The organism is Leptospira ainlahdjerensis (genome assembly GCF_016919175.1).
Taxonomy (GTDB): Bacteria; Spirochaetota; Leptospiria; order Leptospirales; family Leptospiraceae; genus Leptospira; species Leptospira ainlahdjerensis.
The window spans coordinates 236614-248943 of sequence record NZ_JAFFPU010000075.1 but is presented as its reverse complement, the minus strand read 5'-3'; the positions used below and the strand labels follow the sequence as shown (position 1 = coordinate 248943).

Genomic DNA, 12330 nt, shown 5'->3' with positions numbered 1-12330 from the left:
AGGATGTTTGTAAGCATTTTCTCTTGCTAGGGATGTGTTGTGTTAGATGAGAATTTCCTATTTGTAAAAAATCCTGATGAAATTTTTGAAAAAAACGTTTAGAAAATTAATATTTTTTCAAAAATTTTGATCTTTTGGGAAAGTCCTAAGAACCGTTGAGAGTAATGGAATTGATATTTTTAAGTTCTGAGGAAAAGATCGAATCTCCGCTCGCTGAGAGAAATGAAAAAGTAGTCACTCTTTTGATTCCCGAAAACTACTTGAATGGTTTGTCCTTAGACGAACAGAGAAAGCTTCCTAAGAAACTTCCTTACCTATTGAGGAGATATTCCAAATTCATAGCTTCGAGAAGTCGGTTGAATTCAAAGGCGGATTCGATTCTTTATCAAAATCCTGGGAAAATGAGAAAAATGAATTTCAGAGCGAATACCGGTCACTGGTCAATGCTGGGGGCTTTGGCTCAAGCTCATGGGGTATCCAGGTGCTTTCTTTTTAATTTTCTCTTGTCCCTGGAAGATGCTGAGGTGGGTGATTCTATTGTGGAAGTTTTAAACGCGGGAGTTCCTACCTTTCATGACGTTTACAGATATATCTGGCACCTAGATCTAATCCAAAACACAATCACCCGGTCCCTTGAATTCGATCCAAATCCGATAAGTCCCTTTTTTGATATGAGTTTTCCTTGGGCTCGCACAATTCCAAATTCATAGAGAATCGACTTCAAATCCAGAAAACGGAAGATTTTTCGCTCGCCCGATTCGGTAGGAATCTCCATATCCAAAAAGAATTCGGAAACAATCTAACGATTCGGAAATAAAAAAACGATGGAGACTTCGCAATTACAAAGTTTTAATTCCGATCTTCGAGGCACTCTCGCGTCTTCCGATTTTTTTTAGATCGGAGCCCGGATTTAATAATCGCATCTTGCATCCAAAAGCCGGCGGAAAAGAATTTTCACAATTCCTGTTTACAAGAAAGCCCGGCGAATTTAGTCTTGAGGACATTCCATGAATCCAAGTACGGTCCGTCTAAATTTTAAACTGAATCTCATTCGTCATCTCCGAGATGGAAAACGGATGACTCTGGAAGAACTCTCGAACGTAACCGGAGTGACCAATCAAAAGGACCTCAAAGAACAACTTGGAGAATTATTTTTTCTCGGCGCCACTCCTCACGTAGCGGATCTGATTCAAGTGGATTACGATTCCGAAACGGATACTTTCGGATTGATTCTACCCTTTCGATTCGATTCCAGCCTTAGACTCAGCATTCGAGAATGGCTCACGCTTCGCAATATTTTAGAAGAAACATCAGAATCCAACATCGATTCACAAACGAGTCCTATAATCAAACGGATGCTTCAGAAAATCATCGCGATCCTTCCTATCACCGGACAGGACACCCTCAAATCTTATAAGAATCTGATTCAAGACGCGATTCAAAACGGAAAAACCCTGATCATAGAATATCAATCTCGAAACGATGAGAAACCTTTGCAAAGAAAAGTTGATCCTTGGTTCCTCTTTCATTCTTTGGAAGATTATCTCTTGGGATATTGCCACGAAAGAAAGGCTCCTCGCAATTTTCGATTGGATCATATCCTTTCCCTAAAGGTCGGAGACGAACCGATCTCGCAACCGTCCGGTCGAACAAAATCGAAATACCTTCAAGAGTTCGAAGAATTTAGAAAGAATCAGGAGAATTCTTCCGGGATCGCCGAGATCTGGCACACAAAGGAAGTTTTTTATAATCTCGATCGTAAGCTGGGACTCGAAAGAACCGGAGAAACCAGAACTCTCGAGAATGTCGTTTATCATTTGTCCAAAGCCAAAATTCGGGAAGAATCCTGGTTTTTAGAAACCATTCTTCCGTTTGGAAAAAACGTGATTCTCAAAAGCCCTTCTTCTCTTGTAAAAAGAGCGATCGGTGAGATCGAGTTGATGCTACGTTAGGGAACATCGTTTTGCTTTCTCCGGCTAAGATCAATCTCGGTTTAGAAATTCCCTACAAACGTAACGATGGATTCCACGAGATTCGAAGCGTCTTCTTAAGAATTTCTTGGGGAGACGAGATCGAAATCGAACCCGCGGGGAACGGAGTTTTTGAACTCATCTCACAAAACGAAATTATATTAGAAAAACGTAAACTTTATGATCAAGTCTCCGAGCTTGGAGATTATAAAAGGAATATTCTCTACAAGACCTTTCAAAAGGCTCGATCTCTTTTTCCCGAACTCCCCGGAGTAAAAATTCATATTACAAAAAGAATTTCTCCCGCAGGTGGCTTGGGCGGCGGAAGTACGAACGCCGCTTCTCTTCTTTCTTTTTTCTTTTCTTGGCGTTCTTTTTTTACTACGGACGAAATGAAAATTCTCGCCGCCGAAATCGGATCCGACGTCCCCTTTTTTTTAGGGGAAGGAAACGCTTACGTTACGGGAAGAGGTGAGAATTCTCAAGAAATCGAAGTCCATTCAGGACAAGGAATTCTCGCGCTCACTCCGCAAGTCATGAATACGGCGGAAATGTATTCCTTATTGAAAAAACCTTTACAAGAGGGGCCCTCTCAGAAAAATGGGAATACGCTGTCGGAAAATCTGGTTTCTGTCTTAAAAAACGGGGATTGGAGCGCTCTGCAGGGTAGGCTCTTGAATGATTTTGAGCCGGTTGCCTTCCAACTTCATCCGGAATTGGGAGTTCTTAAGGACAGATTCCTGGAGTTTGGATCCAGTTATTGTTCTCTGACCGGTTCGGGTTCGAGTTTGTACGGGCTGGTCCAGGGCCTTGAGATCCAGGAAGAACTGTTGCACAGGCTGAGACAGGAATTCCCAAATCTCACATTCGTACGATTCAATTTTTAGAAACTGGGCTGTCGCCAAGTGGTAAGGCAGCGGTTTTTGGTATCGCCATTTCCTAGGTTCGAATCCTAGCAGCCCAGCCAAATTGTATTACTGACATTGATTAACGATGAAACCTACTCAGGATAAGGTCGCTGTGGTATTAGCCGCAGGGAAGGGCACCCGTATGAAGACGGATCAGCCTAAGGTGGCGGTGGAGCTGAATGGCAAGCCGCTACTTCTCCACGTACTCGATCACCTGAGAGCCTCCGGCGTAGAACGAATCGTCGTCGTTGTAGGCTACAAAAAAGAATTAGTTCAAAATCTTTGCGCCGAAATCCCAGGTGTTTCCTTTGCAGAACAGACCGAACAACTCGGAACCGCTCATGCTCTTCTTTGCGCTGAAACTCAACTGAACAACTTTCGCGGTTCCGTGATCGTTGCCTGCGGCGACGTTCCCATGATCACCGCAGAAACCTTTTCTAATATCGTAAAAGAACACAAACAAAACGAATTTTCAGCAACGATTCTTTCTGCCGTTGTGGAAAAGCCGACGGGTTATGGAAGAATTATCCGTAATTCCTCCGGTGACGTTACGGCGATCGTGGAAGAAAAAGATTCTTCTTCCGAAGAAAAACTCATCAACGAAATCAATACGGGAACTTACGTTTTTGACGGAGAAGGTCTTTTTGATTCTCTCAGACAAATCGGAAACTCCAATGCTCAGGGAGAATATTATCTTCCCGACCTCGTGAAATTATATAGAAATTCAGGAAAGAAACTCGGTGCGATGAAGTTAAAGAATCATCTTGAAAGTCATGGAGTGAATTCTCCCGAAGACCTGCAGATGCTTTCCGCCATGATCAAAGGGGAGGCCGTCCATCCATGAATGGAGATATCGCCGTATTTGCGGGAAGTTCCAATAAAGAAATTGCCGAAGAAATCTGCGCTCATCTAAAGATTCAACCGGGGAAAATCAATCTGAAGAAATTCTCCGATGGAGAAATTTCCGTAAAGATCGAAGATAACGTTCGAGGAAGAGAAGTTTTCGTCGTTCAGTCCACTTCTGCGCCGGCTAACGATCATTTGATGGAATTGATTCTTATCATGGATGCTCTTCGCCGAGCATCCGTTTCGAGCATCAGCGTTGTGATTCCTTATTACGGTTACGGTCGTCAGGATCGGAAAGTAGAACCGAGAGTTCCGATTTCTGCAAGGGTCGTCGCCGATCTTTTGGAAGTAGTTGGGCCGAACCGAATTCTTACCATGGATCTTCATGCGGATCAGATTCAGGGTTTTTTTAGAGTTCCAGTGGACAATCTTCACTTTGCTCCCGTTTTAGCGGAATACATCAACACAAAGAAGATCGAAGACTTGGTCATCGTGTCTCCGGATTCTGGCGGGGCGGAACGCGCTCGCGCTTTCGGTAAAAAAGTCAACGGTTCGCTTGCTATCATCGATAAGAGAAGACCGAAGGCAAACGAATCCGAAGTGATGAACGTAATCGGTGAGATCGAAGGGAAAAATTGTATTCTTCTCGACGACATGATCGATACCGCAGGAACGATCTGCAAGGCCGCGGAAGCCCTTCTCAAACACGGAGCGAAGTCGGTTTATTGCGCGGCGACTCACGGAGTTCTTTCCGGCGAAGCCGTGAATCGAATCAATGCGACGAACTTCACGGAAGTTGTCCTTGCAAATACGATCGCGATTCCAGAATCCAAAAAGATCAACAAATTGAAATCATTGTCAGTAGCTCCTTTGCTCGCAAACGCGATTCAAAGGATTCACACAAATCAATCAGTCAGCACTTTATTCGATTAAGGTTAGGTAATAAAAATGAGCCAGAACACTATTCACAAGATCGCAGTTAAAAAAAGAACGGAAACCGGTAAGAACGAAAACAATCGTCTTCGCGCGTCGGGACTTGTTCCTATCAACATCATCGGAGCAGGCGTTGCAACTTCAGGCGCGGTGAACGAAAAAGAACTTGAAAAGATGGTTCATTCCGGAATCCGTCAGTCCACTCTGATCGAGTTGGACGTGGAAGGCCAAGGATCTCAAAAAGTGTACGTAAAAGAAATCCAAAGATTTCCCGAAGTAGACAGAATCCGTCACGTAGACTTTTACAAAGTTGTTCCAGGTCAAAAGATCGTAACGAAAATCGGTATCGAAACTACCGGTGTTGCGAAAGGTTCTAAGACCGGTGGGCAATTCGAACATATCATTCACGAGCTTCGTGTAAAAACGATTCCGGAAGATTTATTAGAAAATCTTACGATCGATGTGACCGATCTCGACGTCGGCGACGCGATCAAGATCAGCCAACTCAAAGTTCCTGCAAGCTGGGAAATTTTGATCAACGGAGATCCAATCGTTACTTCCGTAAATAAAACCAAAGCTCTTCTTGCTGCGGAAAGAGCCGAAGCTCAAGGCGCGAAAGACGACGCTAAAGGCAAAAAAGGCAAAAAATAATACGGAACTGATTCGGGTCTAACCTGAAAAATACAGATAGGTATTCATGAAGCTGATCGTCGGACTCGGGAATCCAGGAGACAGATACAACAATAACCGCTCAAACATCGGTTTCAAAATTTTAGATGTTATCGCAAATAACATCAATGTTGAAATCAAGACCAAGAAGAAGAAATCTCTGATTGGTCGCGGTGATTTTGAGGGGGAAGAAGTTGTACTCTTAAAGCCGCAAACTTTCAGCGACCTTTCGGGAGAATCCGTTCTCTACATCGCTTCGTTTTTAAAGATACAAGTGGGAGAAATTCTTGTCATCCAAGAAGACTGGAGTCTCCCTCTTGGAAGAATCGTCGTAGACAAGGGAACTCAGGAAACCGATCATCCCGGGGTAAAATCCATCATTCAATCGCTTCGTTCTCCGAATTTTATCCGAATTCGAATCGGAATTTGGAACGATGGATTCGATCTCAAAGTGAGGGATTCTTTCTTAAAGGAAGATTTCGAACCGATGGAAAACTTGAGCCTGATTCAGATCATCAACGACGCGGAAGCGGCGATTCGTTCGATTTCGCTCGGAGATATCGACGACGTGATCGAGAAATATCATCTTTGATCTAGGGATCCGTCCTTAGGAAAGATTATTGCCGTTTGTTTTTTCGGTAAGGGAATTCGAATTTTTTAAGACGTCGTAAAAAATTTCCCGCGAATTTCATTCCAAGCGTTTTCCTTTTGGCGGTTTCTCTCAATTCTTCCTTGCCTTTTTGAAGAAACGTGAAATCCTAACAGAAGGAACCTCTTGCCTGTTTAATGTATCTCACAGGCGTCTAAGTTACAGGAGAACTCCATGAACAAGAACGTAAAAAATGTATTCTTTGTCCTAATCATTATGATGGTCGTTTTGATCATCGCTTATAATTATGAGAACAATGCCGGCGCGACTAAGGATATCTCCTATTCCGACTTTTTGAATATGTTGGAACCGGTAGAGGGGAAAAAACCTCTCGGTAAACTTTATAAGGGAACCGTTGACAAATACAACAAGATCCAGATCGAAAAAGACGTAATCGAAGGATTTTACATTCCGGCGGAATATTCGGAATCTAAAACTGCGAAACCGGTTAAGTTTAGAACGACCGTCGCTCCGCTGGATAAGGATTTGATTGCTTCTTTAAGAAGAGCGAATGTTTCTTTTGACGCGCGTTCCGCGGAAGAAGGAAAATTCTGGAGCGTCATCGGAAGCAATATTCTTCTGATCGTTATACTGATCGGTCTTTTCTGGTTCATCATGATGAGACAGATTCAGTCGACCGGAAACAAAGCATTCTCCTTTGGAAAATCAAAAGCAAAGATGACCGTCGATCCGAAAGTAAAAATTACTTTTGAAGACGTCGCGGGTTGCGAAGAAGCAAAAGAAGAATTAGTAGAAATCATAGAATTCTTAAAAGATCCGAAAAAGTTTCACGCGATCGGCGCGAGGATTCCCACTGGTGTGTTGTTAGTCGGTCCTCCGGGAACCGGTAAGACGTTGCTTGCAAGAGCGGTTGCAGGCGAAGCAGGAGTTCCATTCTTCTCCATCTCCGGTTCCGACTTCGTAGAGATGTTCGTGGGTGTGGGAGCTTCTCGTGTAAGAGACTTGTTTGATCAAGGCAAGAAGAATTCTCCTTGTATCATTTTCATCGATGAGATCGACGCGGTCGGTCGTTTGAGAGGCGCAGGTCTTGGCGGCGGTCATGATGAAAGAGAACAAACTCTCAACCAAATGCTCGTAGAAATGGACGGCTTTGAAAAGAACGAAGGTGTGATCGTGATGGCGGCTACAAACCGCGCTGACGTTCTCGATCCTGCCCTCCTTCGCCCGGGACGTTTTGACCGCCAGGTGATGGTGGATCTCCCGGATATCAGAGGAAGAGAAGAAATTCTAAAAGTACATTCTCGCAAAGTTCCGATGACCAGCGACATCTCCCTCCATTCGATCGCGAGAGGAACCCCTGGTTTTACGGGAGCGGATCTTGCAAATCTTATCAACGAAGGTGCTTTACTCGCAGCTCGTAAGAATAAAAAAAGAGTCACTCAGGACGAACTCGAAGAAGCGCGCGACAAGGTGCTCATGGGTCCGGAAAGAAAATCGTTCTTCATGTCCGAAAAAGAAAAAGAAGTCATCGCTTATCACGAAGCGGGTCACGCGATTTTGGGAACCCTTCTTCCTTATACAGAACCGGTTCACAAGGTTACGATCATTCCACGAGGACGCGCTTTGGGACTCACTCAGTCGTTACCGAAAGAGGACAGACATATTCTTCCAAAAACGTATTGGCTCGATCAGATCGTAGTCGCTATGGGCGGGTTTATCGCAGAAGAATTTAAGTTCGGAGTCACTTCCACAGGTTCGAGCAATGATATCCAACAAGCGTCGAACATCGCACGGAAGATGGTTTGTGAATGGGGAATGTCCGAAAAACTCGGAACCGTAAACTATGCGGGCGACCAAGCCAATGTATTCGTGGGAAGAGACATGGGTCATAGCAATAAATATTACTCGGAAGAATTTGCCGCGATGATCGACAAAGAAGTCCGTGAAATCGTTCAGACCTGTCTGAACAAAGGACGCGATCTGGTTCGTAAGAACGCTTCCAAGTTTGAAGGATTGGCGAAAGCCCTTCTCGCAAAAGAAACCATTTCCCATGACGAGCTGATGCTCATCGTTCATCCTGCGAGCGAAGACGGCGCAAAAAAAAAGCCGGAAAAAACGGTTAAATCGAAGAAACAAAACGGAATCAAAACAAACCCCGCCTACAACGCCGGAATGGAATGAATCACTGGTTATTTAAAACAGAACCCGACGTTTTTTCAATCGATGACCTGTACAATTCTCCTTCCCATATCGCTCCTTGGGAAGGGGTAAGAAATTATCAGGCGCGCAATTTCTTGCGTGACAGTATTAAAAAAGGGGATCTCATTCTCTTTTACCATAGCCGGGCTAACCCCCTTTCCATCGTTGGAATCGCCGAAGTTGCAAAACAAGGATATCCGGATCATTTCGCATTTGATCCTTCTCACAAATACTTCGATCCGAAAAGTAAGAATGAGAATCCAACGTGGTACATGGTAGATGTAAAATTTAAAAAAAGATTCCCTGAACCTGTCACGATGGAAGAAATGAAAAAGCACAAACAACTTAAGAATATGGTGCTTCTACAGAAAGGTTCTCGCCTTTCTATTCAGCCAGTTTCTCCCGCGGAGTTTCAGTTCATTCTGGGACTTGCGGGTGTGAAACTTTGAAGCTGAAAGTTCAAACCCTTCTTCTTCTGTTTTTCTGCGAAACTGCCCTGCTATTCGCCGATTCGGTATCGATCACCGATAAATATTCTTCTCCGCTCCAATCCGCGTTCTCCCTTTCGGAAAAAATGAATGGGGAATTTTTAGGAAAAACTCTTCAAGTATTAGAAGATTCTAATGGAACGATTCGTATCGAGGATTTTTCCAATCCGAACTTTCATCCGGAATGGAAGAATTTTGAAAAGGAAAGCCTTTCTAAAGGATATACTCAATCTACGTTTTGGATCCGTTCCAAGATTCATTTTGAAAAGATCGGTCACGGTTTTCAACCTTGGTTTTTAGAATTAGCCAATCCCGCTTCCGAAGAATTTATACTCTATAAAAAACTTTCTCAATTTCCCGTCCGTTATCAGGAGATCAAACGCGATCAGAGCATTGAATATTTTCATCCGGTCTATCGTCTTGTCACTCAATACGGAAACACGGAAGAATATTTGATCAAGGTCTCCACTAGAAGATCCTTGATCCTCAATTTAAAGGCTTGGACCGCGAACGAGTTTATCACAAACGTTCAAGTTCAGAATATCCTTTTCGGTTTGTTTTTCGGGGCCTTACTCGTGATGCTCGTTTACAACGGTTTTGTCCTTTCTACTGTGAAAGAAGCGGGTTATCTTTTTTACGTTCTTTATCTTTTGTTTTTCGGTCTCTGGCAACTTTCCGTGACCGGGGTGGGAAATCAGTATCTCTATACTTCGGCCCTCAAAACGTGGAACGATTTTCTTGTTCCTTTTGCGTATCTTGCGATCGTCTTTTCGATTCAATTCACGAGATCGTTTCTTCATACCGGCAGGACGATGAAGATTACGGATGTGATTCTGATTTTGTTTATGATTCCGGGAGTTGTGGGGATTCTTCTTTCCTTCTTCCCTATATTCTATTTTTGGAATATGCAGGCATTGACCTTGTTCCCGATTTTTACTTCCGTAGTCGTGATCTACGCCGGAATCGATCGTTATCGTCAAGGTTATCGTCCCGCCCGTTTTTTTCTTCTCGCATGGTCGGTTTTGGTGGTTTTTATTTTGATCACGGTGCTTAGAAACTTATCCGTTTTGCCGAGTAACTTGTTTACCAATTGGGGTTCTTTGATCGGTTCCCTTTTGGAAATGACTCTTCTTTCCTTCGCTCTGGCAGATCGTTTTAAATCTCTTCAAGCGGAGAGTTTACAGACGAGTATCGACGCTTATGAGAATCAAATCAAACTTTCCGAGATCGAACAGGAACTGAAGATCGCGAGAGAGCTTCAAGAATCCATTCTTCCCGATAAACTTCCGAAAGTGGCAGGAATCGAACTTTCCGTAAAGATGGAATGTGCGAGTTCCGTCGGCGGAGACTTCTATGATTTTCACGATTACGGAGACGGAAGGCTCGGAGTTTTTATCAGCGACGTTTCCGGTCACGGGATTCCCGCCGCGATCATCGCCTCGATGGTGAAACTCGCGTTTTCGATAGAAGTCAGAAAAGCCGCGGAACCCGCCGAAGTTTTGAAAAATATTAACCGCGCTTTGATGGGAAAATACGGGAAACACTTTATAACCGCAGCGTATTTGATTATCGATATGCACAAAGGTATCATAACGTATTCGAACGCGGGACATCCTCCGATCGCGATTCTCAATCATGGTAAAGGAGAATTCAGAGAGATTTTTCTTCCAGGTTGGATCATGGGAATCGACGGAAATCTGAAGAACGGTCAGTTGATCATTCCGATCAAAAAAGAAGATCGTATCATCCTGTTTACCGACGGCGTTACGGAAGCACGAAATCAATACGGACAGATGTTCGGTTATCAAAAATTCTACGATTTCTTAAAAACAAATTCCGCGATGCAGGGCAGAGCCTTAAATCAGCTCGTTTTCGATACGGTAAAATCCTGGTCGGGACGCGGGGATCAATTCGAGGACGATATCACTCTGATGATTTTAGATTTGAACGGAAAGTTTGAAAAGGAAGAAAAGGTGATCCCGCCTCTTTATCAAGAAAGTTCTCGAACCGGATCCTAACCCGTTTGAAAAACGAAAAACTTCCGAAACGGAATGAGATTCAATTTCGTTTTGGAAGTCTTCCTTCGGAAATTGGATCGGTTATTTTTTAAGTTCTTTTAGATATTGGATCAGTTCGGGAGAAACCTGAATCGGTCTTTTACGATAAGTTTTTTTGTATTCTTTTTTAAATTCTTTGTGACAGGTTTTGCAGGACTGTTCGTAGTCTTTTGTTTTGAGCGCCTCTTGAGAAATTTCGGTCCACTTTGCCTTTTGTTCGTCCAAAGCAAAATTTGGAAGTTCGGCTAAAATCTTTTCTATGTATTCCGGTTTTCCTTTTTTTGCAGCTTTTACGGCCAGTTTTGGATAATCTTCCATGAAGTCATGGACCGTTGTTTCGATTTTACGTTCCGGTTGTGCGTTTAAAGAGGGTACAAACAACGCGACTAACGCAAAGACGGAAAGGGAAAAAAGGGAAATCGTTTTTTTCATTCAGGAATCCTTAAATAGTGTCCAATGTCACAGGCTTATCTTACAAGACGCCGTTTAAAAGTTGGACAACTTTTTGAAATTCAGGTTCCACGTTTTTGAAAAATCTGTCAATCTTAGAAGGGAAAGTCGGACTCGATTCTTTTTTTCGTTTTTACCAGGCGTTTCGCAATGAGAATATTTGAAAAAGAGGCTTATCGGCAATTCGTTTTGTTGAAGTTTAGCCTTCGCTCTTCGATCGGATATTTTTTACCGGAAGACCAAAAGACGTTTTGTACAAACTTATTTCCGGAATGGTGTAATCGGGTAATCTCGTATTTCATATTGAAAGCGAACTTCTTGTTAGCTTCCGCTAATCTCAGGGGCTTCGAATCAACTAAATTGAGAACTAAAAAGTAGATTGACAGGCGGAAGTTAAAAGAACTAAAACCTTCTACGAAGTCGAGAATCACCGTAAGAGCTTTTCATCGTATTTTCCGGTTTTGATTCGAACCAAAAAAACTCAGGAGCCGCCTATGTTCACCTCATTCTTTTGGAGTAAGAAAAAATGAAAGATTAAGGAGTATATCAATGAAATTCATTCCCATTCAACCCGATTCGAGCGAGCTACTAGAACTCGAAAAGAACGCCGTTGTGCAAGACGTCGTGTCCAGTGTATTCAGAATGTATAATGCAAACGACCGGCAGCCCGTAGAACCTTGGATTGCTTATTTGTATGTCCAAGGATACGATGTACTCGGTACTTGTGCATTCAAATCACCTCCTCAAAACGGTCAAGTGGAGATCGCCTACTTTGTCTTTCCGGAATACGAGGGAAAAGGGTTAGGAACTTTTTTTGCGTCCTTCTTGGTTGCTCAGGCGCGTTTAGCGTTGCCCCAGGTGACCGTTACGGCACAAACGTTGCCGGAGAACAATGCCTCTACCCGTATCCTGGAACGTTTGAATTTCGAAATGACAGGTGAGCTGATTCACCCCGAAGACGGCAAAGTCTGGCAATGGTTACGGAGATAATTCACTACAAATTTTGACTTCGGTTTCTCGCTTCGATCTCGACGTAAGGACCCCGCGGCAGAGATCGAAGCGGTGTCAATAAATTGCTTTTTTGAAAAATACGTCTTGAACAGTCGAATCCAATTTATTGACAGGAGCTGAGAGCTCGGTCCTGCAATTACTCTTCATTCTTTTTTTGCTAGAAAAACTTCAGGAGCCGCCCCGAGCCAA

12 protein-coding genes and 1 tRNA gene are annotated in these 12330 nt (G+C 43.4%); 12 read left to right on the top strand and 1 reads right to left on the bottom strand.

Annotated elements, in window-relative coordinates:
• The first annotated feature begins 164 nt into the window (after positions 1-164).
• The 11 genes from JWG45_RS19745 (at position 165) to JWG45_RS19695 (ending at position 10641) form a co-directional block, all read left to right on the top strand.
• The gene (locus tag JWG45_RS19745) at positions 165-710 is read left to right on the top strand and encodes a DUF1564 domain-containing protein (protein ID WP_205281320.1); all 546 of its coding nucleotides are present in this window, start codon (positions 165-167) and stop codon (positions 708-710) included.
• 297 nt (positions 711-1007) lie between these two features.
• Positions 1008-1952 (top strand): helix-turn-helix transcriptional regulator, encoded by a 945-nt coding sequence (locus JWG45_RS19740; protein ID WP_205281319.1) that lies wholly within the window; start codon positions 1008-1010, stop codon positions 1950-1952.
• An 11-nt stretch (positions 1953-1963) separates the two neighbouring features.
• Positions 1964-2857, top strand: coding sequence for a 4-(cytidine 5'-diphospho)-2-C-methyl-D-erythritol kinase (locus JWG45_RS19735; RefSeq protein ID WP_205281318.1), 894 nt, complete (start codon positions 1964-1966; stop codon positions 2855-2857).
• A gap of 4 nt (positions 2858-2861) precedes the next feature.
• Positions 2862-2937 (top strand) — tRNA-Gln (locus JWG45_RS19730).
• 26 nt (positions 2938-2963) lie between these two features.
• A complete protein-coding gene (locus JWG45_RS19725) occupies positions 2964-3722 on the top strand; it encodes a sugar phosphate nucleotidyltransferase (protein ID WP_205281317.1) in 759 nt (252 codons plus the stop codon).
• Positions 3719-4657, top strand: a complete 939-nt coding sequence (locus tag JWG45_RS19720) for a ribose-phosphate diphosphokinase (protein WP_118967402.1) — start codon at positions 3719-3721, stop codon at positions 4655-4657. Before JWG45_RS19725 ends, JWG45_RS19720 begins: the two co-directional genes overlap by 4 nt.
• A gap of 15 nt (positions 4658-4672) precedes the next feature.
• Positions 4673-5308: a 50S ribosomal protein L25/general stress protein Ctc gene (locus JWG45_RS19715; protein WP_205281316.1), complete on the top strand. Its 636-nt coding sequence runs from the start codon at positions 4673-4675 to the stop codon at positions 5306-5308.
• A 46-nt stretch (positions 5309-5354) separates the two neighbouring features.
• On the top strand, positions 5355-5918 hold the full coding sequence (pth, locus tag JWG45_RS19710) for an aminoacyl-tRNA hydrolase (protein WP_100786752.1): 564 nt from the start codon (positions 5355-5357) through the stop codon (positions 5916-5918).
• Between the two features lie 231 nt (positions 5919-6149).
• Positions 6150-8117: an ATP-dependent zinc metalloprotease FtsH gene (gene ftsH, locus JWG45_RS19705; RefSeq protein WP_118967404.1), complete on the top strand. Its 1968-nt coding sequence runs from the start codon at positions 6150-6152 to the stop codon at positions 8115-8117.
• Positions 8114-8584, top strand: a complete 471-nt coding sequence (locus JWG45_RS19700) for an EVE domain-containing protein (RefSeq protein ID WP_205281315.1) — start codon at positions 8114-8116, stop codon at positions 8582-8584. Before ftsH ends, JWG45_RS19700 begins: the two co-directional genes overlap by 4 nt.
• Positions 8581-10641 (top strand): 7TM diverse intracellular signaling domain-containing protein, encoded by a 2061-nt coding sequence (locus JWG45_RS19695; protein ID WP_205281314.1) that lies wholly within the window; start codon positions 8581-8583, stop codon positions 10639-10641. The genes JWG45_RS19700 and JWG45_RS19695 overlap by 4 nt, the downstream gene beginning before the upstream one ends.
• An 81-nt stretch (positions 10642-10722) precedes the next feature.
• Here the strand turns inward: JWG45_RS19695 and JWG45_RS19690 are convergent, their stop codons facing one another.
• Positions 10723-11112, bottom strand: a complete 390-nt coding sequence (locus tag JWG45_RS19690; RefSeq protein WP_205281313.1) for a hypothetical protein — start codon at positions 11110-11112, stop codon at positions 10723-10725.
• Between the two features lie 567 nt (positions 11113-11679).
• On the opposite strand from JWG45_RS19690, the gene JWG45_RS19685 reads away from it, so the two are divergent.
• Positions 11680-12120, top strand: a complete 441-nt coding sequence (locus JWG45_RS19685; protein ID WP_205281312.1) for a GNAT family N-acetyltransferase — start codon at positions 11680-11682, stop codon at positions 12118-12120.
• The last annotated feature ends 210 nt before the right edge of the window (positions 12121-12330 follow it).

Excerpts from the sequence above, each read along its gene's own strand:
- JWG45_RS19715 (WP_205281316.1), top strand. The coding sequence starts at position 4,673 with ATGAGCCAGAACACTATTCACAAGATCGCAGTTAAAAAAAGAACGGAA.
- ftsH (WP_118967404.1), top strand. The coding sequence starts at position 6,150 with ATGAACAAGAACGTAAAAAATGTATTCTTTGTCCTAATCATTATGATG.
- JWG45_RS19690 (WP_205281313.1), bottom strand. The coding sequence starts at position 11,112 with ATGAAAAAAACGATTTCCCTTTTTTCCCTTTCCGTCTTTGCGTTAGTC.
- JWG45_RS19720 (WP_118967402.1), top strand. The coding sequence starts at position 3,719 with ATGAATGGAGATATCGCCGTATTTGCGGGAAGTTCCAATAAAGAAATT.
- JWG45_RS19700 (WP_205281315.1), top strand. The coding sequence starts at position 8,114 with ATGAATCACTGGTTATTTAAAACAGAACCCGACGTTTTTTCAATCGAT.
- JWG45_RS19685 (WP_205281312.1), top strand. The coding sequence starts at position 11,680 with ATGAAATTCATTCCCATTCAACCCGATTCGAGCGAGCTACTAGAACTC.
- JWG45_RS19740 (WP_205281319.1), top strand. The coding sequence starts at position 1,008 with ATGAATCCAAGTACGGTCCGTCTAAATTTTAAACTGAATCTCATTCGT.
- JWG45_RS19725 (WP_205281317.1), top strand. The coding sequence starts at position 2,964 with ATGAAACCTACTCAGGATAAGGTCGCTGTGGTATTAGCCGCAGGGAAG.
- pth (WP_100786752.1), top strand. The coding sequence starts at position 5,355 with ATGAAGCTGATCGTCGGACTCGGGAATCCAGGAGACAGATACAACAAT.
- JWG45_RS19745 (WP_205281320.1), top strand. The coding sequence starts at position 165 with ATGGAATTGATATTTTTAAGTTCTGAGGAAAAGATCGAATCTCCGCTC.